Source organism: Paracoccus albicereus, from assembly GCF_024359525.1.
Taxonomy (GTDB): domain Bacteria; phylum Pseudomonadota; class Alphaproteobacteria; order Rhodobacterales; family Rhodobacteraceae; genus Paracoccus; species Paracoccus albicereus.
This window is the reverse complement of sequence record NZ_JAKZEU010000004.1, coordinates 78,451-102,630: the sequence shown is the minus strand read 5'-3', so window position 1 is coordinate 102,630 and position 24,180 is coordinate 78,451. Positions and strand designations below refer to the sequence as shown.

The 24,180-nt window shown below is 65.3% G+C and carries 25 protein-coding genes and 1 tRNA gene; 13 read left to right on the top strand and 13 right to left on the bottom strand.

What is annotated here, in order from left to right; all coding sequences use genetic code 11:
- Nucleotides 1-7: 7 nt before the first annotated feature.
- From MLD63_RS11570 to MLD63_RS11560, 3 genes are read right to left on the bottom strand one after another with little or no spacing between them, the layout of a single operon-like run.
- Nucleotides 8-550 (bottom strand): MotE family protein, encoded by a 543-nt coding sequence (locus MLD63_RS11570; protein ID WP_255330070.1) that lies wholly within the window; start codon nucleotides 548-550, stop codon nucleotides 8-10.
- Nucleotides 543-905, bottom strand: a complete 363-nt coding sequence (locus tag MLD63_RS11565; RefSeq protein WP_255330069.1) for a hypothetical protein — start codon at nucleotides 903-905, stop codon at nucleotides 543-545. Before MLD63_RS11565 ends, MLD63_RS11570 begins: the two co-directional genes overlap by 8 nt.
- Nucleotides 902-1,375: a flagellar basal body-associated FliL family protein gene (locus tag MLD63_RS11560; RefSeq protein ID WP_255330068.1), complete on the bottom strand. Its 474-nt coding sequence runs from the start codon at nucleotides 1,373-1,375 to the stop codon at nucleotides 902-904. The genes MLD63_RS11565 and MLD63_RS11560 overlap by 4 nt, the downstream gene beginning before the upstream one ends.
- An 83-nt stretch (nucleotides 1,376-1,458) precedes the next feature.
- Here MLD63_RS11560 and fliF point away from each other — a divergent pair, with 83 nt between their 5' ends.
- The 4 genes from fliF to fliP are packed head-to-tail and all read left to right on the top strand — an operon-like array spanning nucleotide 1,459 to nucleotide 4,632.
- Nucleotides 1,459-3,084 carry a flagellar basal-body MS-ring/collar protein FliF gene (fliF, locus tag MLD63_RS11555; protein WP_255330067.1) on the top strand — a complete coding sequence of 542 codons (1,626 nt, stop codon included), beginning with the start codon at nucleotides 1,459-1,461 and terminating at the stop codon, nucleotides 3,082-3,084.
- Entirely contained in the window at nucleotides 3,081-3,644 is a 564-nt protein-coding gene (locus MLD63_RS11550; RefSeq protein ID WP_255330066.1) for a hypothetical protein, read from the top strand. The genes fliF and MLD63_RS11550 overlap by 4 nt, the downstream gene beginning before the upstream one ends.
- Nucleotides 3,641-3,901, top strand: a complete 261-nt coding sequence (locus tag MLD63_RS11545) for a FliM/FliN family flagellar motor switch protein (RefSeq protein WP_255330065.1) — start codon at nucleotides 3,641-3,643, stop codon at nucleotides 3,899-3,901. Before MLD63_RS11550 ends, MLD63_RS11545 begins: the two co-directional genes overlap by 4 nt.
- Entirely contained in the window at nucleotides 3,901-4,632 is a 732-nt protein-coding gene (gene fliP / locus MLD63_RS11540) for a flagellar type III secretion system pore protein FliP (protein WP_255330064.1), read from the top strand. Before MLD63_RS11545 ends, fliP begins: the two co-directional genes overlap by 1 nt.
- Nucleotides 4,633-4,656: 24 nt before the next feature.
- Here fliP and dxs read toward each other — a convergent pair whose 3' ends face one another.
- The 7 genes from dxs to dapF are packed head-to-tail and all read right to left on the bottom strand — an operon-like array spanning nucleotide 4,657 to nucleotide 11,357.
- The gene (gene dxs, locus MLD63_RS11535; RefSeq protein WP_255330063.1) at nucleotides 4,657-6,582 is read right to left on the bottom strand and encodes a 1-deoxy-D-xylulose-5-phosphate synthase; all 1,926 of its coding nucleotides are present in this window, start codon (nucleotides 6,580-6,582) and stop codon (nucleotides 4,657-4,659) included.
- 42 nt (nucleotides 6,583-6,624) lie between these two features.
- Complete coding sequence (locus MLD63_RS11530) at nucleotides 6,625-7,488, bottom strand: polyprenyl synthetase family protein (RefSeq protein ID WP_255330062.1); 864 nt, start codon at nucleotides 7,486-7,488, stop codon at nucleotides 6,625-6,627.
- A gap of 6 nt (nucleotides 7,489-7,494) precedes the next feature.
- The gene (locus MLD63_RS11525) at nucleotides 7,495-7,734 is read right to left on the bottom strand and encodes an exodeoxyribonuclease VII small subunit (RefSeq protein WP_255330061.1); all 240 of its coding nucleotides are present in this window, start codon (nucleotides 7,732-7,734) and stop codon (nucleotides 7,495-7,497) included.
- Nucleotides 7,731-8,648, bottom strand: coding sequence for a histone deacetylase family protein (locus tag MLD63_RS11520; RefSeq protein WP_255330060.1), 918 nt, complete (start codon nucleotides 8,646-8,648; stop codon nucleotides 7,731-7,733). Before MLD63_RS11520 ends, MLD63_RS11525 begins: the two co-directional genes overlap by 4 nt.
- A 60-nt stretch (nucleotides 8,649-8,708) precedes the next feature.
- Nucleotides 8,709-9,293, bottom strand: a complete 585-nt coding sequence (locus MLD63_RS11515; RefSeq protein ID WP_255330059.1) for an FMN-binding negative transcriptional regulator — start codon at nucleotides 9,291-9,293, stop codon at nucleotides 8,709-8,711.
- Nucleotides 9,293-10,570, bottom strand: coding sequence for a tRNA (N(6)-L-threonylcarbamoyladenosine(37)-C(2))-methylthiotransferase MtaB (gene mtaB / locus MLD63_RS11510; protein ID WP_439957657.1), 1,278 nt, complete (start codon nucleotides 10,568-10,570; stop codon nucleotides 9,293-9,295). Before mtaB ends, MLD63_RS11515 begins: the two co-directional genes overlap by 1 nt.
- Nucleotides 10,542-11,357 (bottom strand): diaminopimelate epimerase, encoded by an 816-nt coding sequence (dapF, locus tag MLD63_RS11505; RefSeq protein ID WP_439957656.1) that lies wholly within the window; start codon nucleotides 11,355-11,357, stop codon nucleotides 10,542-10,544. The genes mtaB and dapF overlap by 29 nt, the downstream gene beginning before the upstream one ends.
- A gap of 95 nt (nucleotides 11,358-11,452) precedes the next feature.
- Here dapF and MLD63_RS11500 point away from each other — a divergent pair.
- Nucleotides 11,453-11,528: transfer RNA gene (locus tag MLD63_RS11500), tRNA-Lys, on the top strand.
- Between the two features lie 68 nt (nucleotides 11,529-11,596).
- On the opposite strand, the gene MLD63_RS11495 is transcribed toward MLD63_RS11500, so the two are convergent.
- From MLD63_RS11495 to MLD63_RS11485, 3 genes are all read right to left on the bottom strand, one after another.
- A complete protein-coding gene (locus tag MLD63_RS11495; RefSeq protein ID WP_255330058.1) occupies nucleotides 11,597-12,682 on the bottom strand; it encodes an FAD-binding oxidoreductase in 1,086 nt (361 codons plus the stop codon).
- A 4-nt stretch (nucleotides 12,683-12,686) separates the two neighbouring features.
- The gene (locus MLD63_RS11490; RefSeq protein ID WP_255330057.1) at nucleotides 12,687-13,925 is read right to left on the bottom strand and encodes an aromatic ring-hydroxylating oxygenase subunit alpha; all 1,239 of its coding nucleotides are present in this window, start codon (nucleotides 13,923-13,925) and stop codon (nucleotides 12,687-12,689) included.
- A gap of 136 nt (nucleotides 13,926-14,061) precedes the next feature.
- Nucleotides 14,062-15,576, bottom strand: coding sequence for a YifB family Mg chelatase-like AAA ATPase (locus tag MLD63_RS11485; RefSeq protein ID WP_255330056.1), 1,515 nt, complete (start codon nucleotides 15,574-15,576; stop codon nucleotides 14,062-14,064).
- A gap of 137 nt (nucleotides 15,577-15,713) precedes the next feature.
- Between MLD63_RS11485 and coaBC the strand changes: the two genes are divergently transcribed.
- The 8 genes from coaBC to MLD63_RS11445 all read left to right on the top strand — a co-directional run bounded on the left by coaBC (nucleotide 15,714) and on the right by MLD63_RS11445 (nucleotide 24,094).
- Nucleotides 15,714-16,973 carry a bifunctional phosphopantothenoylcysteine decarboxylase/phosphopantothenate--cysteine ligase CoaBC gene (coaBC, locus tag MLD63_RS11480; protein WP_255330055.1) on the top strand — a complete coding sequence of 420 codons (1,260 nt, stop codon included), beginning with the start codon at nucleotides 15,714-15,716 and terminating at the stop codon, nucleotides 16,971-16,973.
- Entirely contained in the window at nucleotides 16,970-18,013 is a 1,044-nt protein-coding gene (locus MLD63_RS11475; protein ID WP_255330054.1) for a cysteine desulfurase family protein, read from the top strand. Before coaBC ends, MLD63_RS11475 begins: the two co-directional genes overlap by 4 nt.
- A 47-nt stretch (nucleotides 18,014-18,060) precedes the next feature.
- Nucleotides 18,061-19,581: a Fe-S cluster assembly protein SufB gene (gene sufB / locus MLD63_RS11470; RefSeq protein ID WP_255330053.1), complete on the top strand. Its 1,521-nt coding sequence runs from the start codon at nucleotides 18,061-18,063 to the stop codon at nucleotides 19,579-19,581.
- A 69-nt stretch (nucleotides 19,582-19,650) separates the two neighbouring features.
- Entirely contained in the window at nucleotides 19,651-20,403 is a 753-nt protein-coding gene (sufC, locus tag MLD63_RS11465) for a Fe-S cluster assembly ATPase SufC (protein ID WP_255330457.1), read from the top strand.
- Nucleotides 20,403-21,749: a SufB/SufD family protein gene (locus MLD63_RS11460; protein ID WP_255330052.1), complete on the top strand. Its 1,347-nt coding sequence runs from the start codon at nucleotides 20,403-20,405 to the stop codon at nucleotides 21,747-21,749. Before sufC ends, MLD63_RS11460 begins: the two co-directional genes overlap by 1 nt.
- A gap of 20 nt (nucleotides 21,750-21,769) precedes the next feature.
- Nucleotides 21,770-22,264, top strand: a complete 495-nt coding sequence (locus MLD63_RS11455) for a hypothetical protein (protein WP_255330051.1) — start codon at nucleotides 21,770-21,772, stop codon at nucleotides 22,262-22,264.
- Nucleotides 22,265-22,283: 19 nt separating this feature from the next.
- Nucleotides 22,284-22,886: a YIP1 family protein gene (locus tag MLD63_RS11450; protein WP_255330050.1), complete on the top strand. Its 603-nt coding sequence runs from the start codon at nucleotides 22,284-22,286 to the stop codon at nucleotides 22,884-22,886.
- Entirely contained in the window at nucleotides 22,883-24,094 is a 1,212-nt protein-coding gene (locus MLD63_RS11445) for a cysteine desulfurase (protein ID WP_255330049.1), read from the top strand. Before MLD63_RS11450 ends, MLD63_RS11445 begins: the two co-directional genes overlap by 4 nt.
- The last annotated feature ends 86 nt before the right edge of the window (nucleotides 24,095-24,180 follow it).

Below are 24,180 nucleotides of genomic sequence, written 5' to 3'. Positions count from 1 at the left end.
GTGGCTCCTATCGATTCTTGGCGCTGCGGGCGCCCATATGGGTTGTCAGCATCGCGGCCTGTTCCGGCGCGACGGCGGCGATGATGCGTGCTCCTGCTTCCGGCTGGATGCGCATCAGGATTTCGGCGGCGAAATCGGGTGGCAGGTTGCCGATGACCGCGGCCGCTTCGGCCGGCTTCATCTGATCGTAGACCGCGACCAGACGGTCGATGTCGGACTGCACTGCGCTTTTGTCGACGGTTCGTTGCGACCGCATGCCGTCGCGGACTGATTTCAGTTCGGCCAGCTTGTTTTTCAGGGTCAGCTCTGCCTCTGCGATCTCGCGCTTGCGGTTTTCCAGTTCTTCCATGTAGCGCTCGATCCGAAGCGCGCGGACGTTCAATTCACCCGCCAGCGCCACCGCCTCGGGCACGTCGCCGCAGCCCTCCAGCATGGTGGGCGCCTCGGCCACCGCAAACAGGCTGGCGCCAAGATCGGCGTGACGCAGTCCGTAGGCGGCGGCGGGCAATGCGAGGATGAGGCCGATCACCGGCAGTCCTGTCTTACGCATGGCTTTGACCCTCGCGCTTGCGCAGACGGCGGCTGGGAGTCGCAGGGCGCGGCGCGATCTGCATTATGGGCGCGGCTTCGGCGATCTTGCGATGCAGTTCCCAGTTGGCGCGCTCGCTGCGCGAGCGTGCAATCTCGATCGCCAGCGCTTCGCTGGCCGTCTTTGCCTCGTCGCGCGCGGCGATGATGGCCTTTTCCAGTCGGTCGACCTCGGACGCCATCACGGCGATTGCACCGCCAAGCCCTGTTTCCAGATCGTTGAGCCTGCGAAGGCGGCGCGCCAACACGGTGCAAAAAGCGGCAAGTCCCAACGCTCCGGCCAGGATCACACCCTGCAGTATCGTCTCGAATGTCATTTCAGCCTGAACTCCGTGATCAGCAGGTCGTGCACAACCTCGTCGCCGAGGATCGCACGACTCCGGGTCAGCAATTCGGCGCGGACGATCTCCAGCACGCCGCGCTTGTCGAAGGCGGCGGGATCGATGCCGGACAGGAAGCCGTTGAAGGCGTCCGATACGCGCGGCATCGTGTGTTCGATGTCCTTGGCCTTGTCCTGCGTGGTCTCGATCATGGCGGCGAGCACGAGATTGCGGGAGCGCGCGCCCTGCAGCGTCAGATCGATCACCGGGACGGCGACGAATTCGGCCACCGGCTTTTCATCGTGAGGCCTGGCCTCGGCCGGGGACAGAAGGTCCATCGCCGACCAGAGACCGGTATAGGCTGCGCCGAACCCGCCGAGCGCAGCCATCGCGGTCAACAGCAGAGGAATCAGCTTGCCCTTCTTTCGCGGCGAGCTTTCTGGCGAGGCGGGGGCTGGTTCGGTCATCGTGATTCTCCGTCCGTCATGAGACCGATCTAACACTCTGGCACTAACCAATTCTTAACGGGGGCCATGCCAGAACGGCGGTGTTGAAACGCATTGTCCTGATTCGAGAGGCCCTGGTTTTGCAAAAACTGCAGGAATATTGGGGCGCGCGAACCGCGCAGCAGAAACTGGTCCTGATCGGCGCCTTTCTGGCGGCCTTCATGGCTATCTCCAGCTTTGCCTGGCTGGCCAACCGTCCGTCGATGGCACTGCTTTATGGCGGGCTCGACACCGCGACAGCGGGCGAGGTTGTGGCGGGCGTCGAGCGTGCTGGCGTGGCCTATGAGGTTAGGGGCGATTCGATCTTCGTCGATGCCGCTCAGCGTGACCGTCTGCGACTGGATCTCGCGGCCCAGGGTCTGCCGTCGAGCAGCACCCAGGGTTACGAATTGCTGGACGGGATGTCGGGTTTCGGCACCACCTCGCAGATGTTCGACGCGGCCTATTGGCGTGCGAAAGAGGGCGAGCTGGCGCGCACGATCCTTGCGCTTCCCAACATCAAGACCGCGCGGGTGCATCTGGCGGTCGATGCGGCGCGCGGCTATCGGCGCGAGACGGCGGGTCAGGCATCGGTGACGCTGACGACGAACGGTCAGCCGATCACCAAGGAACAGGCGGCATCGCTGAAATACCTGGTTTCGTCGGGTGTGCCCGGCATGTCCCCCGACAGCGTGACGGTGATCGATTCAGCGCGCGGCGTGGTCGCACCTGGCGACGACATGACCGCGAGCGATCGGGCCAGCGAGATGAAGCGCAATGTCGAGCGCATCATCGAGCCGCATGTCGGCGCCGGCAACGCGATCGTCGAGCTGAACCTGGATCTGGTGACCGAAGCCGAGGTGATGACCGAACAGCGCTACGATCCACAGGAACGCGCACTGATTTCCGAGGTGACCGAGGAGACGAGCGACGAAAGCAGCAGCACAGGCACCCCGGCGGTCACCGCAGCGTCGAACCTGCCCGACGCCGAGGAGCAGGCGGGCGATCAGAGCCAGTCGGCGCGGTCCGAAAACCGTCAGCAGCAGAATTACGAAGTCAGCCGGGTCACGCGCGAGGTGACGCGCCAGCCCGGTTCGGTCAAGCGGCTAACGGTCGCGGTGCTGGTCAACGGCGTGGCGCAGACGGATGCCCAGGGCGAAACGACAATCGTTCCACGCCCCGATCTGGAGCTGGAGACGATCCGCGAACTGGTTGCCTCGGCAGTCGGGTTCGACGCGCAGCGAGGGGACCAGATCACCGTGAAATCGCTGCCCTTCGCGGCGCTCGGTGATCAGGGTGCGCTGGCTTCGGCGCCCGGTCTGCTGGAGAGGCTGGAGCTGAACGGTCTGATCCGCGTGGCACTTATCGGCCTTTTCGCGCTTGCGGTGGCCTTCGTCGTGCTGCGGCCCGTCCTGCGCGCGCGCAGCCTGCCTGCACCATCCGCGACGCCGCCGAAGCTTCTGGACGACAGTCTGCCCGTCGCGACCACGGCCGCCGCCATCATCGAGCCGCCGCAATCGACTGCTGGCAACACGGCCGCGTTGATCGGGCCCGGCAGCGACACCGGCGATCGGCTCGCACTGCCGCCCGCCGATCCGGTCGCTCGCCTGCGCGAAATGATGCGCGAGCGCCAGGATGAAAGCATGAAGATCCTGTCGACGTGGATCGAGCGCAAGGAGGACGCGCTGTGATCGGTTCAGCCATCAAGTTCGAAACCTTCGCGATCGATCCGGCTGGACACGGCCACGCGCGACATACGGCCGAGGATCTGGCCCGCGCGAGAAACGAAGGCTTTCGCGCCGGAGAGCAGGCGGGTCGATCCGAAGACGTTGCGGCAATGACCCACGCCATCGACACCCTCTCCCGATCGCTTGCTGACGATTCCGTCCGCGCCGCTGCCTGCCGCGCGGAAACGGTTGCGGCGCTTGCGCCAGTCCTTGACGCCATCGTTGATATTTTCGCCGAGGCGGGCCCGGCACGCCGCATGCGCGAGGATCTGCAAGCGGAACTGGCGCGGCTCGCGGGTGGCACGCTTGTCGCTCCGCTCGCCATCGCCGGACCGGCGGCGCTGCAGGAGATGGTCTTGGCGATCGCATCACAAGTCGGGCTGGAGCGGATGACCTATACCCCCACGTCCGACAAAGCCGGGATCACCCTCACGCCCGGCACCGGCCGCATCGAGTTTTCGCAGGACAGGGCGGTGGCCGAGATCCGCCGTCTCATCGCCGAGCTTCAGGAGGAAGCGCCATGACCGACGATTTCACCCACCTGGTCGATACCAGCGACATCATGGTTGATGTGACGATCAGGCTGGGCCGGACCAGACAGACCGTCGCGCAACTGTCGGCGTTGCGGGCCGACGATATCATCACGCTGGATCAGGCCATCACCGACGGTGTCGAGATCTGCATCGGGGATCGGGTCATCGCGCGGGGTGAGCTGACCGGGGACGGCTCGCCCGACGACAGGCTCTGCGTGCGCATCATCGGTCCCGGCGAGGCGGCCTGATGCAATTGATCCGCGCTGCTGCGATCGCGGCGTTGTTCGCGCTGCTGCTTCCGGCGGCTGCCGTCGCGCAGGATCTGGGTGGCCTCGGCGATGCAGCCGGTCTCACAGGCGGACTGGGACAGAACGCAATCCTGCTGGTGCTGGCGCTCACGGCGCTGTCTCTGGCACCCGGCATCGCGATCATGGTGACCTGTTTTCCGTTCATCGTGACCGTGTTGTCGATCTTGCGCCAGTCACTGGGCCTGCAGCAATCGCCACCCAACATGCTGATCGTCAGCCTCGCGATCTTCCTGACGTGGTTCATCATGGACCCGGTCCTGCGCGAAGCCTGGCAGGTCGCGGGCCAGCCACTGCAGGACGGTACGATCACGCTGTCACAAGCCTTCGAGCGGGGGATCGAGCCGTTTCGCGGCTTCATGTCGGGCCGAACCGAGCCCGACACCATCGCCGCAATGGCCGAGATCGCACCGGATCCCGCAGGCGCACCCGACCGGCTGTCGGTGCTGATACCGGCCTTCATGCTGTCCGAAATTCAGCGCGCCTTCGAGATCGGTTTTCTGATCGCGCTCCCCTTCCTGATCATCGACCTCGTCGTGGCCGCAGTGCTGATGTCGATGGGGATGATGATGGTCCCGCCCGCGATCGTGGCCTTGCCCTTCAAGCTGGCCTTCTTCGTTGTCGTGGACGGCTGGACGCTGCTCGCCTCGGCCTTGGTCCGCAGCTATCAGTGATTGCCCTGAGGGGCGCGACCGTCGTCAGGCGCGCGCGCCCTCGATCTGGGCTACTCCCATCACCTCAAGAACCTTGGCTTCGATCTGGGGCGCATTCAGGGCCGAGGTGTCGTACATCGCGAAGGGCGCATCATGGTCCACGAAGCGATCAGGCAGGACCATCGAGCGGAACCGCAGGCCATGATCGAAGACGCCCTCGTCGGCGAGAAGCTGCGCGACATGGCTGCCGAAGCCGCCCACGGCACCTTCCTCGATCGTGATCAGCGCCTCGTGTTCGGACGCTAGCCGCAGGATCAGGTCGCGATCCAGCGGCTTGGCGAAACGCGCATCCGCCACGGTCGGCTGTATGCCCCGGGCCGACAGGGCTTCGCGCGCTTTCATTACCTCGGACAGGCGCGTCCCGAACGACAGGATTGCGACACCGCGTCCTTCGGCGATCATCCGACCCTTGCCGATCGGCAGCACCTCGCCCCGTTCGGGAAGGTCGACGCCCACGCCTTCGCCACGGGGAAACCGGAACGCGATCGGACCGGTGTCATGGGCTGCAGCGGTCGCCACCATGTGGATCAGTTCGGCCTCGTCCGCCGCAGCCATCACCACGAAACCCGGCAGGTTCGCGAGATAGGCGATGTCGTAGGCGCCGGCATGAGTGGGGCCGTCCTGCCCGACAAGACCCGCGCGGTCGATCGCAAAGCGAACCGGCAGGTTCTGGACGGCGACGTCATGAACAACCTGATCGTAGCCGCGCTGCAGGAATGTCGAATAGATGGCGCAGAATGGTTTCATGCCGCCTGCGGCAAGACCTGCAGCAAAAGTCACCGCATGCTGTTCCGCGATGCCGACGTCGAAGGATCGGCGCGGAAAACGCTCGGCGAACTGTTTCAGCCCGGTGCCGTCGGGCATTGCGGCCGTGATGCCGACGATGCGGTCGTCACGGCTGGCCTCGTCGATCAGGGCCTTGGCGAAGATCGACGTGTAGCTTGGCGCGTTGGCCTTGGCTTTCGCCTGAACGCCCGTCACGACGTCGAACTTGCCCGTCGCGTGGCCCTTGTCGGCAGCCGTTTCGGCCGGGCCGTATCCCTTGCCCTTGGTCGTGACCGTGTGGATCAGGACGGGGCCGGTGGCGCGTGCCTTCACCGTGCGAAGCAGCGGCAGCAACTGGTCCAGATCGTGGCCGTCGACCGGGCCGATATAAGAAAAGCCCAGCTCTTCGAACAAGGTGCCGCCGACCGTGATGCCCTTCAACATCTCCTTGGCGCGGCGGGCACCCTCCTGCATGCTTTCAGGCAGCAGGCCCACGGCGCCCTTGGCGACCGATTTCAGTTCCTGGAAGGGGCCGCCGGTATAAAGCCGGGTCAGGTAGGACGACATTGCGCCGACTGGTGGCGCGATCGACATCTCGTTGTCGTTCAGGATCACGAACAGCCGCTTTCCCAGATCGCCGGCGTTGTTCAGCGCCTCATAGGCCATGCCGGCGCTCATCGCACCGTCGCCGATCACCGCGACCGCGTCGCCGGGATCGCCGCCCAGTTCGCGGGCCATCGCGAAGCCCAAAGCCGCGCTGATCGAGGTCGAGCTATGCCCCGCCCCGAACGGATCATAAGGGCTCTCGGCGCGCTTGGTGAAACCCGCCAGCCCGCCGCCCATCCGCAGCGTCCGGATGCGGTCGCGGCGTCCGGTCAGGATCTTGTGGGGATAACACTGATGGCCGACATCCCAGATGATCTTGTCGCGCGGCGTATCGAAGACGGCATGCAGCGCGACGGTCAGTTCGACGACCCCCAGACCCGCGCCTAGATGCCCGCCTGTCACGCTGACGGCGCTGATCGTCTCGGCTCGCAGCTCTCGCGCAAGCTGGTTCAGCTCTCGGTCGCTCAGGGACTTGAGGTCCGAGGGCAGTTTGACGCGATCAAGGATCTGCGTTTCCGAGGGCGGGTGGAAATCTGTCATGGCTTGCCCTTCGTCGGGTCGGGGGCGGCTGAAGGCGGTTGCCTAATTGTCGCGGTCGATAACGAAACGCGCCAGCGCGCGCAAGTTTCCGGCGGCCTCGCCGTAGGGCTCCAGCGCGGCCTCTGCCTCTGCCACCAAGGCTTCAGCCCGCGTGCGGGCGCCGTCGAGCCCAAGGTGGGACACGAAGGTGGCCTTGCCGGCGGCGTCGTCCTTGCCGACGCGCTTGCCCGTCTCTGCCTCGTCGCCGGTCACGTCCAGCATGTCGTCGGCGATCTGGAAGGCGAGGCCGAGCGCGTTAGCATAATCCCGCAATGGCGTCGGATCGGCGCCGGCGATCAGCGGACCCGCGGATGCCGAGAAGGTGATCAGTGCACCGGTCTTGGCACCCTGCAGACGAGTGATTGCCTTGAGGCCCAGGGGCTCGGCAGCCGTTTCGGCCGCGATGTCGAGCGACTGGCCCCAGACCATGCCGCTCGCACCCGCCGCATGAGACAATGCGGCGATCAGCGAAAGGCGCGCAGCTTCCGAGCCGATCGTCTCATCGGTCAGCAGGCCGAACGCCAGCGTCTGGAGCGCGTCGCCCGCCAAGATGGCCGTCGCTTCGGACCACTGGACATGGCAGGTGGGCATGCCACGGCGCAGGTCGTCGTCGTCCATCGCGGGCAGATCGTCATGGACCAGGCTGTAGGCATGAAGCGCCTCGACCGCCGCCGCGACGGGCAGCGCCGCATTGTCCGCGATCCCGTGCAGCCGAGCGGATTCCATCACCAGAAATGCTCGAATGCGTTTGCCGCCGATGCAGGCATAGCGCATCGCGTCGCGCAGTTCGCCCTCGGGCAGCGCCGCCAGCGCACCGTCCAGCGCGGTCGCGACCTGCGCCTTTACCTCGTCGAGTCGGTCCAGCATCCTGGGCTACAGGCCATCCGCCGGCACGGTGCCGGTCGGCTCGCCGTTGCTGCCGAGCGTGATCTTCTCTACCCGCTCCTCGGCCTCGCGCAGGCGCTTCTCGCAATGCTTGCGCAACAGGGCGCCCCGCTCATAAAGCGCGATGGATTCCTCCAGCGACGCCTCGCCGGTCTCCAGCTTGCCGACGGTCGCCTCCAGTTCCTTCATCGCGTCCTCGAAGGACATTGCCGGATCGATCTCGCTCATCCTTCGGCCTCCATCAGGACTTCGACATGCGCGCGGGCCGACCGGCCGAGCGCGGCGAGATCGTAGCCACCCTCGAGACACGACACCACGGGCACGGACAGATCCGCTGCCGCGTTGCAGATCGCGCGGGTGATGGCGACGAAGTCGGTTTCATCCCACATCAGGTTCGCCAGTGGATCGTCCTCATGCGCGTCGAAGCCCGCCGAGACGATGATCAGCTGCGGCTTGAAATCTGCCATCCGCTTGAGGATCAGGTCCCATTCGGCGCGTGCCGTCGCGCCGTCAGAGCCGGGGCGAAGCGGAACGTTCATGATCTGGCCATGCGCACCTTTTTCGCTGGGCGCGCCACTGCCCGGATATAGCGGCATCTGATGGGACGAGGTGAAGAAGACGCGTCCCTCGTCCCACAGCAGATCTTGTGTGCCGTTGCCGTGGTGGACGTCGAAGTCCAGCACCGCGACCCGTTCGAGCCCGTGATCGTCCAATGCCCGCTTCGCGGCAATTGCAACGGTCCCGAACAGGCAGAAGCCCATCGGCGTTTCCGTCTCGGCGTGGTGGCCGGGCGGGCGCATGGCCACGAAGGCGGTCTTGGCCTCGCCAGCCAGAACCGCGTCGACCGCTGCACAGGCACCGCCGACGCACCGCAGGGCGGCGTTCAGGGATCCGGGCGACAGATGCGTGTCGCTGTCCAGCATCGCCCAGCCGTCGTTGGGAATGTTGCTGCGGATGCGGTCGAGATAGCGCTGCGGATGGCAGCGCAGGATTTCGGCATCGGCGGGAATGGGCGCCTCGCGCCGGTCGAGGTCTAGATCCGCCAGCGCATCGATCACCGCCTTGTAGCGGGCGACCTGTTCCGGGTGACCTGGGGGCGTCACATGCGCGGCGCCGTCGGTATGGGTGTATAGCAACGTCATGGGTGCCACGTTATGTCCCGCGACTGGCGGCGGCAAGGTGCGTCGGGGTAGGGCGCCGTTTCAGCAGGGCGGCTCTTGCATCAGCGCAGCCACTGTGTCCTCCACGTGGTCCGCCGCCGCCAGCCGCACGTCATCGGGCTTGTTCTGCGACAGCTTCCAGGTGCCCTGAACATCCTCGACCACAAGACGGAAGGGCAGGATCATCCGCAGCATCCGGTCCAGAACCTCCGGCGTCATCTTGGCGGTCTTCCAGATCGGCTTCGGGGCCAGTTCGGCCTCGAAATGATCGGAGAGGCGGTCAAGGTGATCGCGCAAGGTCTCGAGCGGCAGCGGCTCCAGCCGTCCGCGCAGATGGACGGCGATGTAGTTCCAGGTCGGGACCTGATCGGGCACGCCGTACCAGTCGGGCGAGATATAGGCGTCCACTCCGCTGACAGCAAGCAAGGCTGGTGCAGGGGCTGCACGGCAGATCGGATTCGATCGCGCGAGGTGCAGTTCGATCCCGTCATCGCCAGCCACGAACGGCACATGCGCCGCCAGTGGCCAGGGATCGCCCGGCACGGTCAGCATGCCGAAGCCGATCCGCTGGGCGAAGGCCAGGTTCTGTTCACGCGTGGCTTTGCGAAAGGCGGGGTTGGGGTGCATCAGGCGGCGAGTCGCTGACCGTCGTGACCGGTGATGATCACATCGAGAAGCGTGCCTTCGGGCTGATCGGTGTCGAAGGTGACTTCGGTGAAATCCTCGCAACGCGCGAGCCTTGGGCCTTCGGTCAGCACCCGCCGCGATTGACCGGACTGCGCGTCCAGATGGCGGCGCAGCGCGGCATCGCCCGCCTCGCGCAGGCGGGCGGCACGGTCGCGGATGGCTGGGCCGCGCACTGCGGGCATCCGTGCGGCGGGCGTGCCCTTGCGGGCCGAGTAGGGAAAGACATGCAGGAACGTCAGGCCGCAATCCTGAACCAGGCGCACCGAGTTCTGGAACATCGCCTCGGTCTCCGTCGGGAACCCCGCGATGATGTCGGCGCCGAACACGATGGCGGGACGCAGTCGGCGCGCATCTTCGCAGAACCGGATCGCATCGTCGCGCAGGTGGCGGCGCTTCATGCGCTTCAGGATCATGTCGTCGCCCGCCTGCAGCGAGAGGTGCAGATGCGGCATCAGACGCGGTTCGGTCGCGATGGCCAGCATCAGGTTCTCGTCCGCCTCGATCGAATCGATGCTGCTGATGCGCAGCCGCGGCAGATCCGGAACCAGCCGGAGGATGCGCATGACCAGATCGCCAAGACGGGGTTCGCCGGGAAGGTCCGCACCCCATGAGGTCAGATCGACCCCGGTCAGCACGACCTCGTTGAAGCCCCGATCACGCAGGCGCTTGATCTGCTCGACCACGACACCCGCGGGCACGCTGCGCGAATTGCCGCGACCAAAGGGGATGATGCAGAAGGTGCAGCGATGGTCGCACCCGTTCTGGACCTGAACATAGGCGCGGTGGCGGCCGAACCCGTCGATCAGATGGCCCGCCGTCTCGCGTACGGACATGATGTCGTCGACCTGGACCTTTTCCGTTTCACCGATGAAGTCCGCGCCGCGCAAGCCGCTCCAGGTTTCGGGCAGCATCTTTTCATGGTTGCCGATGACGCGGGTCACTTCGGGCATGGCGGCGAAGGTCTCGGGCTCGGTCTGCGCCGCGCAGCCGGTGACGATGACCGGCGCACCGGGGTTTTCGCGCGACAGGCGGCGGATTTCCTGCCGTGCCTTGCGCACGGCCTCTGCCGTCACGGCGCAGGTGTTCACGACGACCGCGCGCGGCAGGCCGGCGGCTTCCGCCATTTCGCGCATCGCCTCGGTTTCGTAGGCATTAAGCCGGCAGCCAAGGGTCGAGAAGATCGGCGCCTCACCCATGCCAGACACCATCGAAGACATTGGCGGTCGGGCCTTCCATCCAGACGCCGTCCTCGCGCCAGTCGATCTTCAATTGCCCGCCCGGTACGTTGACACTGACCTGCCGACCCGTCAGGCCGCGACGCGCCGCAGCCACTGCCGCCGCGCAGGAGCAGGAGCCAGAGGCAAGCGTCGCCCCCGTTCCGCGTTCCCAGATCCTCAGCATGATTTCATCCCGCGAGATGACTTGGACGACTTCGACATTGGTGCGCTCGGGGTAGAGTGGATGGTGCTCGTGGGTCGGACCAAAGCGTTCCAGTTCGATCGCGGCGGCGTCGTCCACGAAGAAGGTGATGTGCGGATTGCCCATTCCGGTCGCCACCGGATCGCCCTCGATCGGCAGGTGGTCCACGTCCACCGCATGCGCCAGCGGGATCGCCCGCCAGTCCAGCACCGGCTGGCCCATGTTCACGCGCGTCAGGCCATCGCCGGCATCCTCGGCGGCAAGGACCGCATGTTCGGTCTGAAGCCTCAGCGCGGTCGCGCCGGTTTCATCCATCAGATGTCGTGCGATGCAGCGTGTCGCGTTGCCGCAGGCGGCACTGCGGCTGCCGTCCGCGTTCCAGAAAATCAGGCGCGCATCGGTATTCTTGCCGGGCAGGATCGCCGCCATCTGGTCGAAACCGACGCCCCGATTGCGGTCGGCGATACGCATGACAGTCTCGGGCGCCGGCAGCTCGCCGCCGCCGCGCAGGTCCAGCACCACGAAGTCGTTGCCGAGCCCGTGCATCTTCATGAAATGCAGGCCGGCCGGGGAATCCATCGTCATGGCGCGCGATATAGTCCCATCCCTGCGATCACGCCAGTGCTGGCGATTTTTCCGCTTGACCCACCGGGATGACCCCCCTAGAGAGCCCCCTGCGTGGGCCCATAGCTCAGTTGGTAGAGCAACTGACTTTTAATCAGTGGGTCACAGGTTCGAATCCTGTTGGGCTCACCATTTCATTCAAATTTGCAAGACATTGCGGCAGCTTCCTGCCGCACCGCCTCATGGCCGTCGGGTTTGATTCATACCTCGACGGCGACCTTGCCGATCGGCTTGGAACAGCAGGCGAGGATGAATCCGTCCTCGATGTCGTCGTCCGAAATGCCGCCGCTGTGGACCATCAGAACCTGGCCTTCCAGCTTGCGAATGCGGCATGTCCCGCACACCCCGAACGTGCAACCCGACGGGATCACGATGCCTGATGCCCGGGCGACCGCGAGGATCGTGTCGGTCTCGGCGCAGATTGCGGTCTTGCCGGATTTGGCGAAGGCGACCTCGGCCTCGCTTGCGGCATCGGGCACCAGATCTTCGGGCACGACCTGTTCGGCCACCGTCTCCACCGGCTTTTCGAAGCTTTCCTGATGGTAACGGTCCATGTCGTAGCCAAGCGCGATCAGCATCTCGCGTACGGCCGCCATGAATGGCTCGGGACCGCAGCAATAGACCTCGCGGTCCAGGTAATCGCTGGCGATCAGGCCCAGCATCACCTGGTTCAGCCGGCCGCGAAAGCCGGTCCACACGCGGTAGGGATCGTCTTCCTCCACGATGAACGACAGCTTGATCGACGGCACGCGCGACGCCATCTGTTCCAACCGCTGCCGGGCGATGATCTCGGAAGGGCGGCGGGCACAGTTGATGAAGTTGACGTCGATCTCGGTGCCGCGGTCGTAGAGATAGGTGGTCATCGCCAGCGACGGCGTGACCCCGGACCCGGCCGAGATGAACAGATATTTCTTCCGCTCGCGCACCGGCAGCGTGAAGATCCCCGCCGGGCCGCTGGCCTTCAGCCGCATCCCCGGTTTCAGGTTGTCCATCATCCAGCGCGTGCCGATGCTGTCACCCTGCGCCTTCGCGGTGATCGATATTCCCAAGGGGCGCGACGGTGAGGACGAGATCGTGTAGGTCCGCCAGACCGTCCCGCCCGGCACCGGCAGTTCCAACGTCAGGAACTGCCCCGGCTTGTGGCGAAAGAGCGCCCCCGAAGGCGAAACGAAGCTGAAGGTCGCGACATCGGGCGCCTCGGGCACGATGGCGCAGCATTCCAGCGGCTCGTCGTCGCGCCAGATGGCGATATCGTCGGGTGCGCTGAGATCCATGTGTTGCGCCATCGGATCATTCCGCCGCGATCGCGGCCCGACCGGTGATCGAATCCACCATCGCCTGTGCATACCAGTCGACGAACTGGATCACGCCGCCTTCATGGATCTCGGAATAGGGGCCGGGCGCGTAGGCCGGTGTCTGAATGCCGCGCTGGTTGTTCTCGACCACCTCTCGGTCTTCATCGTTCGTCGCGACCCAGACCTCGGACAGACGAGTGACGTCGTAATCGACGCCCTCGACCGCATCCTTGTGGACCAGCCAGGTGGTGCGCATCTCGGTTCGGGTCGTGTCGAGCGGCGTCATCCGGAACAGCGTGACGTGGTCGGACAGGAAATGGTTCCAGGTACCTGGATACTTGAACTTCAGAAGGGTGCCTGCGTCCTTGAAAGGGATCGAGGAATTTGGTTTTGCCACCGCTGCCTTGCCGTCCATCGTGTAGCTTTCGGCGCCGTCCAGCAGCGGCGTGCGCATCAGCCGCCAGTCGCCGCGATCGGCGATCACGAAGGCGCCGGGCGCTCCGGCCCTTTCACAGCGCTCGACATGGCGACGGACCTCTTCGCTGACGTCGCCGTCCGGGCCGTTGGCAGCCGCACGCGGGTCTTCCGGAAAGGTCCGGCACAACGATGGGTGGTTGCCCGCGCAATGATAGCATTCGCGGTTGTTTTCCCAGACGAGCTTCCAGTTGCCGTTCTCGACGATCGTGCTTTCGAAGGCGATCTTCGAGTTCTCCAGATCGTGCGGTGCCAGATATCGCGCGACGGTCGCCGCGAATTCCTCGAAGTCCGGCGCCTGATCGGCGACGCAGATATAGACCATGCCGGAGGCATTGCGGCAGTGGACCGGCTTCAGCCCATGTGCCTTGGGATCGAAGTCCGGCCCCATGTCGCGCGCCCAAAGCAGCTTGCCGTCCAGGTCGTAGGTCCATTGGTGATAGGGGCAGACCAGCTTCGGGTTGCGGCCCTTGCTCGACTTGCACAGGACCGAGCCGCGATGCCGGCAGGTGTTGTGGAAGGCCCGGATCTCGCGGTCGGCACCGCGAACGATGACGACGGAATAGACGCCGATCTGGTGGACGACGTAGTCGCCGGTCTTGGGGATTTCGCACGATGGGATCGCGAACAGCCAGTCACGATACCAGATCCGATCCATGTCGATCTGAAAGATGTCGGGATCGCAATAGAATTCCTGTGCCAGCGAATGCGCGGGCTTGCGCCGCATCAGCATCGAGAGGACGTCGGGTTCGCGCAGCATGGGACTTCCTTTGTCGCATTCGGCCGACCATCGGCCGCGTCGTCGGCTCTACTTCGCCGCGAAATGGACGCTATCGCTAGGCTGCGGGCGACCTCGCACGTTCCGAACGCGACCTCATGCTGCGTCGCAGCGCGTGTCAGCCGCCTGGCAGGAAGGCAAGACGATAGCTGACCGCTTCGGCAAGGTGCGGGGCGCGGATATCAGCCTCTCCCGCCAGGTCGGCGATCGTGCGCGCCGTGCGCAGAATGCGGTGATAGCCACGTGCGCTGAGGCCTAGTTTCTCGGACGCCTTCAGGATCAGCGCGCGGCCTTCCGCGTCGGGCTTAGCGATCTGGTCCAGCAGCGCGCCGCTGGCCTCGGCATTGACCCGAACGGCAGGATGATCGGCGAAACGGCGGGTCTGGATTGCGCGCGCCGCGGCGACACGGGCGGCCACGGTCGCCGACGTCTCACCGGCATTCGGTGTGTCTAGGTCGAGGAAGCTGACCGCCGGCACCTCGATCCGAAGATCGAACCGGTCCATCAACGGCCCGGATATGCGGCCGAGGTAATCCTCGCCGCAGACGGGCGCCTTGTTGCAGGCGCGCGCAGGGTCCGCCAGATGCCCGCAGCGGCAGGGGTTGGCGGCGGCGCAGAGCAGGAACCGACACGGATAGCGCACGTGGGCGTTCGCCCTTGCGACGACAACCTCGCCCGTCTCGATCGGCTGGCGCAGCGTTTCCAGCACCTGCCGCGAAAATTCGGGAAACTCGTCCATGAACAGGACGCCGTTATGGGCAAGGCTCACCTGACCCGGCTTCGCGCCGCGCCCGCCGCCCACGATCGCGGCCATCGACGCCGTGTGATGCGGAAAGCAATAGGGCGGCTGGCGCGAGATGCCTTCGGTCCCCAGCGTGCCGGCCAGCGAGTGGATCATCGAGGTTTCGAGCGCTTCCATCGCACCCAGGGGCGGCATCAGCCCTGGCAGGCAAGCGGCCATCATCGACTTGCCGGCGCCGGGCGGGCCGACCATCAGCAGGTGATGGCGACCGGCGGCAGCGATCTCCAGCGCGCGCTTGGCGCGTTCCTGCCCTTTGACGGCAGAAAGGCAGGTCACCGGTGCCGGGGCCTCTGCCATACCGGGCGACGCACGCGCGATCGGCGCGCGATCGGTGAGGTGATCGACAGCTTCGCGCAGCGTCGCTGGGGAGAGGACGGGGACCGATTCGACCCAGGCCGCCTCGGGTCCGCAGTGTTTCGGGCAGATCAGCGCACGGTCTTCCTCGGACGCGGCCATTGCGGCGGGCAGGGCCCCCGCGACGGGCACCAGGCGACCATCCAGCGCCAACTCGCCCAGACAGACGCAGCGCGCCAGTTCGTCGGCCGGGATGATTTCCAGCGCGGCCAGCACGGCAAGTGCGATGGGCAGGTCGAAATGCGAGCCTTCCTTCGGCAGGTCGGCGGGCGACAGGTTCACCGTCAGGCGTTTGTTTGGCAGCGCGATCGCCATCGCCCCGAAGGCCGAGCGGACCCGCTCTCGCGCCTCGCTGACTGCCTTGTCGGGCAGGCCCACAATGCCGAAGCCGGGAATGCCGGGCGCGACCGAGCATTGAACCTCGACCAGGCGCGCCTCCACGCCCTCGAAGGCCACCGAATAGGCTATCGCGACCATCACACCCCCGTTTGGCAAAATGGTTAACGCGCCCGGCTTAAGGAAAGGTTAACGCGCGCCCGCGGCGTGGCCCGGCTTCCTTGCCGCTGGGGCGGTCGCGGTCTATCTGTCTGACAGGCATCATGCGGAGGCTGCCGATGGACGGACGGCGCATTCTTCTGATCGTGGGCGGCGGCATCGCGGCCTACAAGATCCCGGCGCTGGTCCGGTTGATGCGGGCCGAGAATCTGTCGGTCACGCCGGTCCTGACTCATGGCGGCGCGCAGTTCGTCACGGCGATGACGCTGTCCGTGCTGGCGGGCGAAACCACCCAGGACGATCTGTGGGATGCCAGCCGAGAGGCCGAGATCGGCCATATCCGCCTGACCCGCGATGCCGATCTGGTGGTGGTGGCGCCCGCGACGGCGGACCTGCTGGCCAAGATGGCGCACGGGCTGGCGGACGATCTGGCCTCGACCCTGCTGTTGGCATCGAACAAGCAGGTTCTGGTCGCGCCCGCGATGAATGTCCGGATGTGGAACCACCCGGCGACACGGCGGAACCTGGACCTGCTCCGCCGCGACGGTATCATGGCGGTCGGGCCGGACACCGGTGACATGGCCTGCGGCGAATACGGCGCGGGGCGCATGGCCGAACCCGAGGCGATCATGGCCGCGATTGGCGCCGCGCTGGATGCGCCCGCGCCGCTGCGGCTGTTGCCAGAGGCGCAGGTGGTGCCGGGCAAGGGCGCAGCGCCCGGTCCGCTGGACGGACGTCATGTCATCGTCACCTCGGGACCGACCCACGAACCGATCGACCCCGTCCGCTATATCGCCAATCGCTCTTCGGGTGCACAGGGCAGCGCCATTGCCGCGGCCTTGCGAGACCTGGGCGCGCGGGTCAGCTTCGTGACCGGACCCGCGACGGTGCCCCCTCCGTCGGAGGTCGATGTCATCGGCGTCGAAACCGCAGAAGAGATGCGCCGCGCGGTAGCCGGCGCTCTGCCCGCAGACGCAGCGGTGATGGCTGCCGCGGTCGCGGACTGGCGGGTGAAGAACGCGAGCAGCTCGAAGATCAAGAAGGACGGGTCCGGCACTTTTCCGGCGCTGGACTTTGCCGAGAACCCGGACATCCTTGCCTGGATCTCGGGCCGGGGGGCATCGCGACCGGGTCTGGTCGTCGGTTTCGCGGCCGAGACGGACGACGTCGTGGCCCACGCCACGGCCAAGCGAAAGCGCAAGGGCTGCGACTGGATCGTGGCAAACGACGTCAGTCCCGAAACCGGGATCATGGGCGGGACCGAAAACGCCGTCGTGCTGATCACCGACGAGGGCGCAGAGCCTTGGCCACGGATGGGGAAGGATGCCGTCGCCCGTGAACTGGCCCGTCGTATCGCCGACCGGATCGGGGGCGAATGATGCGCGCCTATCTGGACTGGAACGCGACCACGCCGCTGCGCGCCGAGGTGAAGGCCGCCATGATCGAAGCGATGGAGATCGGCGGCAACCCGTCATCGGTCCATGCCGAAGGCCGCGTGGCGAAGATGGCGCTTGAGCGTGCCCGCGAGGATGTCGCGGTCGCGCTTGGCGCAGAAGGCGCGGACGTGGTCTTCACCTCGGGCACAACGGAAGCCGCGGCGATGGTGCTTGCGGGCAAGGGCATCGCCTGCGCACCGGTCGAGCACAGCGCGATCAAGGTCTGGTGCGACCCGGCGCTGTCGGTCGATCGTGATGGGATCATCGGTGTGCCCGACCCGTCGCGCGCCAGCGTGCAACTGGCCAATAATGAGACCGGGGTGATGCAGGATCTGCCCGAGGGTCTGGCCAGCAGCGATCTGACCCAGGCATTCGGCAAGGTCCCGATGGCGTTCAACTGGCTGGGCGTGACGGCGGGTTTCGTCAGCGCTCACAAGCTGGGTGGGCCAAAGGGCGTCGGCGCGCTGATCCTGCGCAAGGGGACCGATGTCGAAGCGCTCATCCGCGGTGGCGGTCAGGAGCAGGGGCGCCGTGCGGGGACGGAAAACCTGATCGGCATCGCAGGCTTTGCGGCGGCCGCCAAGGCGGCGCAGGCTGATCTGGACTTCGGTGTCTGGGACGAAGTGGCGGCCCGCCGTGATGCGCTGGAAGCCCGGCTTCTGGCTGCGGCGCCGGATGCCGTTATCGCGGGGGCGGGGGTCCGCCGCTTGCCCAACACCACCTGCATCCTTACATCGGGGTGGAAGGGCGAGACGCAGGTCATGCAGATGGATCTGGCGGGTTTCGCCGTGTCGGCAGGCTCGGCCTGTTCGTCGGGCAAGGTCAGGGCCAGCGGGGCCTTGCAGGCGATGGGTTTCGACGATGCGACGGCCAGTGGCGCCATCCGCATCTCGATCTCTCCGGCCGTCACGGAAGATCAGGTGAACCGGTTTGCGGATGCCTGGGAAAGCGCGTATTCACGCTGGCGCGAACGCAATGGCTGAGCGAAACGCTGGGATGGCGGAGAGCGAGGCCGGAGGAAGGTGAGATCATGACCGAGACCGTCGATCTGGAAGTGCGCGAAGGTGTCGACCGCGAGACGGTCGAGACCGTGCAGAACATGGGGTCCTACAAGTATGGCTGGGACACCGAGATCGAGATGGACTATGCGCCCAAGGGCGTGAACGAGGACATCGTCCGCCTGATTTCGGAGAAGAATGGCGAACCGGAATGGATGACCGAGTGGCGGTTGGAAGCCTTCCGCCGCTGGAAGACCATGGAAGAACCGCGCTGGGCGATGCTGAACTATCCGGTCATCGATTATCAGGACCAGTATTATTACGCCCGCCCGAAAAGCATGGAAGTGAAGCCGAAGTCGCTGGACGAGGTCGATCCCAAGTTGCTGGCGACCTATGAAAAGCTGGGCATCCCGCTGAAGGAGCAGATGATCCTTGCAGGCGTCGAAGGGGCCGATGCCGCACCGGCCGACGGCCGGAAGGTGGCCGTGGACGCAGTCTTCGACAGCGTTTCCGTCGGCACGACCTTCAAAGACGAGCTGGCCAAGGCTGGCGTCATCTTCTGCTCGATCTCGGAAGCGATCCGCGAGCATCCCGAGCTGGTGAAGAAATACCTCGGCTCTGTGGTGCCGCAATCGGACAACTTCTTCGCAACGCTGAACAGCGCCGTCTTTTCGGATGGCTCTTTCGTCTACGTCCCGCCGGGCGTTCGTTGCCCGATGGAGCTTTCGACCTATTTCCGGATCAATGCCGAGAATACCGGTCAGTTCGAGCGGACGCTGATCATCGCCGACAAGGGCAGCTATGTCAGCTATCTGGAAGGTTGCACCGCGCCGCAGCGCGATACCAACCAGCTGCACGCTGCCGTCGTCGAGATCGTGGTGCTGGAAGATGCCGAGGTGAAGTACTCGACCGTCCAGAACTGGTTCCCGGGCGACGAGAACGGCAAGGGCGGCATCTACAACTTCGTCACCAAGCGTGCCGATTGCCGAGAGGCGCGGGCGAAGGTGATGTGGACGCAGGTGGAAACGGGTTCCGCGATCACGTGGAAATACCCGTCCTGCATCCTTCGTGGCGACGAAAGCCAGGGCGAATTCTATTCGATCGCCATCGCCAACAACATGCAGCAGGCGGACACCGGTACCAAGATGATCCATCTTGGCAAGGACACCCGTTCGCGCATCGTGTCGAAGGGGATTTCGGCCGGAAAGGCGCAGAACACGTATCGTGGTCTGGTGACGATGCACCCGCGCGCCAAAAACAGCCGCAACTACACCCAGTGCGACAGCCTGCTGATCGGGTCGGAATGCGGGGCTCACACCGTCCCCTATATCGAGGTCAAGAACACCTCGAGCCGGGTCGAGCATGAGGCGACGACCAGCAAGGTCGACGACGACCAGCTGTTCTACTGCCGCTCGCGCGGGATGGATGAAGAGGAGGCGGTCGCACTGGTCGTGAACGGCTTCTGCCGCGAGGTGCTTCAGGCGCTGCCGATGGAATTCGCGATGGAGGCGCAGTCGCTGGTCGCCATCTCGTTGGAAGGCTCCGTCGGCTGATCTGCCGCCATAATTGAAATGACGACGGTGCCCGCTGCGGCACCGCAGCCACCGTCCGATGAGGAAAACATGCTCAAGATCGACAATCTGCACGTGAAGCTGGAAGACGAGGACAAGCAGATCCTGAAAGGGGTCACGCTTGAGGTTCCGGCGGGCGAGGTCCACGCCATCATGGGTCCGAACGGCTCGGGAAAGTCGACCCTGTCCTATGTCCTGTCGGGCCGCGACGGTTACGAGGTGACCGACGGAACCGCCAGCCTCGACGGCGAGGATCTGCTGGACATGGAACCCGAGGAGCGTGCGGCCGCAGGCCTGTTCCTGGCTTTCCAGTATCCGGTCGAAATTCCAGGCGTCGGCAACATGACCTTCCTGCGCACCGCGCTGAACGCTCAGCGCAAGGCGAAGGGGCTGGATGAGGTGTCGGCGGGCGATTTCCTCAAGCTGATCCGCGAAAAGGCCAAGGATCTGAAGATCGACGCCGACATGTTGAAGCGTCCGGTCAATGTGGGCTTTTCGGGCGGCGAGAAGAAGCGCAACGAGATCCTGCAGATGGCCATGCTGGAACCACGCATGTGCATCATGGACGAGACCGACTCGGGCCTCGACGTCGATGCGATGCGGCTTGTTTCCGACGGCGTGAACGCGCTGCGCAGTGAAGGGCGCAGTTTCCTTGTCATCACCCACTATCAGCGCCTGCTGAACCACATTCAGCCCGATGTCGTCCACATCATGTCGAATGGGCGTATCGTGAAGTCGGGTGGCCCCGAGCTTGCGCTGCAGGTCGAAGAAGAAGGCTACGGCGACCTCGTGGAGGCCGGCTGATGTCGGATGTCGCCGTCAAGCAAAAGGACCTGACGCCGCAGGTCAGCGGAGCACCGAAACCTGCCAACGCGCTCGATGCGCGTCTGGATGCGTTGGACCTGCCGGAAGGCGGTTTCACCGCTGCGGCGCGATCGGATGCCCTGTCGCGTCTGCGTGACACCGGGTTGCCGGGACCGCGCGACGAATACTGGCGTTACACCGATCCGAAGGCGTTCAACGCCCCGAACCCACAGCCGATCCCGGTTGAGGACAAGGCGCCGGATTCCCCGCTGTTCGCTGATCTCGACCGACTGTTGCTGGTCTTCGTCGATGGCCGTTTCGACGCCGCAGCATCAAGCGACCTGACCTTGGACGGCTCAGAAATCTCGATTCTGTCGAACGCCGAAGGCGACGCGAACCATTGGGCGAAGGACCTCTATGGTAAGCTGGAGGCGGCAGGCCAGAACCCGGTCAGCCGTCCTTTCGCCGCGCTGAATACGGTCGCGGCTACAGAAGGGGTGCTGATCCGCGTTACCGGAACCGTCTCGAAGCCGGTTCATATCCTGCACCGGCGCGAGGCCCAGGATGCCGACGTGAACTGGCACCATGTCATCCGGTTGGAAGAGGGTGCCGAATTGACGTTGCTGGAAACCGGCATGGTCGGTGCGCGCAGCAACGGCGTGATCGAGGCCGATCTGGCGCCCGAAGCGAAATTGCACCACATCGCGGCGAAGCGCGCCGGGCACCAGACCGTCGGTACCACAGCGATCTTTGCCAGGGTGGACCGCGAGGCGCAGTTCCGCAGCTTCACGCTGTCGGTCAACGGCACGATGATGCGCAACGAAGGCGTGATCGAGTTCGTGGGCGACGACGCGCTTGGCCACATCGCAGCCGCCGTCCTTGGTGATGGTGACACCGGCCCCTTCCATCACGACGACACCGTCTTCATCACCCATGGCGCCGAGCGTTGCGAAAGCCGGCAGGTATTCAAGAAGGTGCTGAAGAACGGTGCGAAGGGCGTGTTCCAAGGCAAGATCCTGGTCAAACCCGGCGCGCAGAAGACCGATGGGTACCAGATCAGCCAGGCGTTGTTGCTGGATGAGGACAGCCAGTTCCTCGCCAAGCCCGAGCTTGAGATCTATGCCGACGATGTCGTCTGCTCGCACGGCTCGACCACCGGAGCGATCGACGAGACGGCCCTGTTCTATCTTCGCTCGCGCGGCGTGCCCTATGATCGGGCGATCGTCCTTCTGGTCCTTTCATTCCTCGCCGATGCGCTGGAAGAGGTGGCTGATGAAGGCTTGCGCGGCGAGATCAATGATCGGCTGGAAGCATGGCTGACCCGGCGCGCCGGCAAACGGGGGTGAGCGCGACGTCCGCCGCGGCCATGTCCCCGCCTCAGGGGATCGTTCCGCGTGTCCTGCAAAGCTGGTGGGCGCCGCGCCGCGTCGTCCGTAGCCTAGCCGACATGCCAGAGCGGGTGTTGGTTGTGATCCTGCTGCTTGCCATGCTGATCTTCCTTGTCGCGCAGGCGCCGGGACATGCGCGCGCAGCCGCGCTGGACCCGTCGGTCCCTATGGGGGCGCGGATGGGCGGCTCGGTCATGGCCGTGCTGTTCATGATGCCGCTGGTGGCTTACGCGGTCGCGGCCCTCAGTTCCGGTTTGATGCGGCTTGTCCGTCGTCCGATCGACCCGCGCCATTCACGGCTGGCGCTGTTCTGGGCGCTGCTGGCGATCGCGCCGGCGATGCTGCTGTCCGGGCTGGTCGAGGGGCTGATCGGTCCCGGTGCCGCCCTGACCTTGACGCGCGCGATCGCGGGTCTGGGATTTTGTCTGATCTGGGGCGCGGGCCTGTCCGCGTTGAGTGCGAATGACCGCTGAGACGCTCCCGTCACTGATAATGCTGACGCTCCGCAGCCCGGCCGAGGCTGCGCGCGCGCTGATAGCGCGCAATCTGCCGATGAACACGCGCTGGATGGCCCTGATCGTGGCCGTATCCCTGTCCGCCCTGATGAACTGGGTGCTGACCCGGATGCTGGCGCCCGAGGTTTCGCCAGAGGCTGCGGCTGCGTCGCCGATGATGACCCTGTCCAGTCAGCCGCTGTTGCTGGCCGCGATGCAGTTCGGCGCCGTGGTGACGACTGCCGCCTTGATGGACGGCGTGGGCCGGGTCTTCGGCGGGCGCGGTAATTTCGCTGATGCCCTGCTGCTGGTGACCTGGATCGAGGTCATGTTGTTGGTGGTCCAGATTCTGCAGGTCGTGTTCCTGATGATCCTGCCGCCGCTGGCCGCGCTGATGGGTCTGATCGCGCTGGTCCTGTTCGTGGGTCTGACCGTGATTTTCACCAAGACGCTTCATGGTTTCGAAAGCACGCTGAAGGTCGTCTTTGGCGTGCTGATGACGGCCATCGCGGCAGTCTTTGTGCTGTCCTTCATCGCCGCGGCCTTCGGCGTCTTGCCGGGTATGCCGAACGGCGCCATGCCGGGGGCACCGCAGCCATGAGTCTTGACGTCTCAGCGATCCGCGCCGATTTCCCGATCCTCTCGCGTGAGGTGAACGGCAAGGCGCTGGTCTATCTGGATAACGGTGCCAGCGCGCAAAAGCCGCGACAGGTGATCGACGCGATCACCAAGGCCTATGAGGGTGAATACGCCAACGTCCATCGCGGGCTGCACTTCCTGTCCAATCTGGCGACCGACAATTACGAACGCGTCCGCGCGATCATCGCCCGATTTCTGAACGCCCCGCACGAGGATGAGGTGATTTTCACCTCTGGCTCGACCGAGGCGATCAACCTCATCAGCTATGGCTGGGCCGGACCGCGCCTGCAGGCGGGCGATGAAATCGTACTGTCGGTGCTGGAGCATCACGCCAACATCGTGCCGTGGAACTTCCTGCGCGAGCGGCAGGGCGTCGTCCTGCGGTGGGTGGAGCCGGACCCCGATGGCTCTCTGCCGGCCCGCAAGGTGCTGGACGCGGTCGGTGACAAGACGAAGCTGATCGCGATCACCCACATGTCGAACGTGACCGGCACCGTGGTCGATGTTGCCGCGATCGCCGCGGGGACGGACGTGCCCGTGCTGGTCGATGGCAGCCAGGCAGCGGTCCACATGCCGGTGGACCTGTCCTCGCTTGGCGTCGACTTCTACTGTATCACGGGCCACAAGCTTTACGGCCCGTCGGGGTCGGGCGCCGTCTGGATCAGCCGTGACCGGCAAGCGGAAATGCGGCCCTTCATCGGCGGCGGAGACATGATCCGGACGGTGACGCGGGACGCCGTGACATACGCCGACCCGCCGCTGAAATTCGAGGCGGGAACACCGGGTATCGTCAATCAGATCGGCCTTGGCGTCGCGCTGGAATACATGATGGACCTGGGAATGGAAAATATCGCCGCGCATGAGCGTGCATTGCGCGACCGTGCGCGCGAACGGCTGCGCGAACTGAACTGGCTGAACCTTCAGGGCGACGCGCCGGACAAGGGCGCGATCTTCTCGGTGACGATGGACGGCGCGCATCCCCACGATATGTCCACGATCCTCGACAAGCGCGGGATCGCGATCCGCGCGGGCAGCCATTGCGCGATGCCGCTAATGGACTTCTTCGGCATCACCGCCAGCGCCCGCGCCAGCTTCGCGATGTATAACACCGAAGCAGAAGTCGACGCCCTGATCGACGGTCTGAGCTTCTGTCGCGAACTGTTCGCCTGACGCATGAGCGTCGCGGTCGGAATATTTTAAGCCTGAAACAATTTGCTTGACTCGGAGCTGCCCTTCGGTGCGTCCTGTCGGAAATG

Excerpts from the sequence above, each read along its gene's own strand:
- MLD63_RS11570 (WP_255330070.1), bottom strand. The coding sequence starts at position 550 with ATGCGTAAGACAGGACTGCCGGTGATCGGCCTCATCCTCGCATTGCCC.
- MLD63_RS11565 (WP_255330069.1), bottom strand. The coding sequence starts at position 905 with ATGACATTCGAGACGATACTGCAGGGTGTGATCCTGGCCGGAGCGTTG.
- MLD63_RS11560 (WP_255330068.1), bottom strand. The coding sequence starts at position 1,375 with ATGACCGAACCAGCCCCCGCCTCGCCAGAAAGCTCGCCGCGAAAGAAG.
- MLD63_RS11545 (WP_255330065.1), top strand. The coding sequence starts at position 3,641 with ATGACCGACGATTTCACCCACCTGGTCGATACCAGCGACATCATGGTT.
- fliP (WP_255330064.1), top strand. The coding sequence starts at position 3,901 with ATGCAATTGATCCGCGCTGCTGCGATCGCGGCGTTGTTCGCGCTGCTG.
- dxs (WP_255330063.1), bottom strand. The coding sequence starts at position 6,582 with ATGACAGATTTCCACCCGCCCTCGGAAACGCAGATCCTTGATCGCGTC.
- MLD63_RS11530 (WP_255330062.1), bottom strand. The coding sequence starts at position 7,488 with ATGCTGGACCGACTCGACGAGGTAAAGGCGCAGGTCGCGACCGCGCTG.
- MLD63_RS11525 (WP_255330061.1), bottom strand. The coding sequence starts at position 7,734 with ATGAGCGAGATCGATCCGGCAATGTCCTTCGAGGACGCGATGAAGGAA.
- MLD63_RS11520 (WP_255330060.1), bottom strand. The coding sequence starts at position 8,648 with ATGACGTTGCTATACACCCATACCGACGGCGCCGCGCATGTGACGCCC.
- MLD63_RS11515 (WP_255330059.1), bottom strand. The coding sequence starts at position 9,293 with ATGCACCCCAACCCCGCCTTTCGCAAAGCCACGCGTGAACAGAACCTG.
- mtaB (WP_439957657.1), bottom strand. The coding sequence starts at position 10,570 with ATGTCTTCGATGGTGTCTGGCATGGGTGAGGCGCCGATCTTCTCGACC.
- dapF (WP_439957656.1), bottom strand. The coding sequence starts at position 11,357 with ATGACGATGGATTCCCCGGCCGGCCTGCATTTCATGAAGATGCACGGG.
- MLD63_RS11495 (WP_255330058.1), bottom strand. The coding sequence starts at position 12,682 with ATGGCGCAACACATGGATCTCAGCGCACCCGACGATATCGCCATCTGG.
- MLD63_RS11490 (WP_255330057.1), bottom strand. The coding sequence starts at position 13,925 with ATGCTGCGCGAACCCGACGTCCTCTCGATGCTGATGCGGCGCAAGCCC.
- MLD63_RS11485 (WP_255330056.1), bottom strand. The coding sequence starts at position 15,576 with ATGGTCGCGATAGCCTATTCGGTGGCCTTCGAGGGCGTGGAGGCGCGC.
- coaBC (WP_255330055.1), top strand. The coding sequence starts at position 15,714 with ATGGACGGACGGCGCATTCTTCTGATCGTGGGCGGCGGCATCGCGGCC.
- MLD63_RS11475 (WP_255330054.1), top strand. The coding sequence starts at position 16,970 with ATGATGCGCGCCTATCTGGACTGGAACGCGACCACGCCGCTGCGCGCC.
- sufB (WP_255330053.1), top strand. The coding sequence starts at position 18,061 with ATGACCGAGACCGTCGATCTGGAAGTGCGCGAAGGTGTCGACCGCGAG.
- sufC (WP_255330457.1), top strand. The coding sequence starts at position 19,651 with ATGCTCAAGATCGACAATCTGCACGTGAAGCTGGAAGACGAGGACAAG.
- MLD63_RS11460 (WP_255330052.1), top strand. The coding sequence starts at position 20,403 with ATGTCGGATGTCGCCGTCAAGCAAAAGGACCTGACGCCGCAGGTCAGC.
- MLD63_RS11455 (WP_255330051.1), top strand. The coding sequence starts at position 21,770 with ATGTCCCCGCCTCAGGGGATCGTTCCGCGTGTCCTGCAAAGCTGGTGG.
- MLD63_RS11450 (WP_255330050.1), top strand. The coding sequence starts at position 22,284 with ATGCTGACGCTCCGCAGCCCGGCCGAGGCTGCGCGCGCGCTGATAGCG.
- MLD63_RS11445 (WP_255330049.1), top strand. The coding sequence starts at position 22,883 with ATGAGTCTTGACGTCTCAGCGATCCGCGCCGATTTCCCGATCCTCTCG.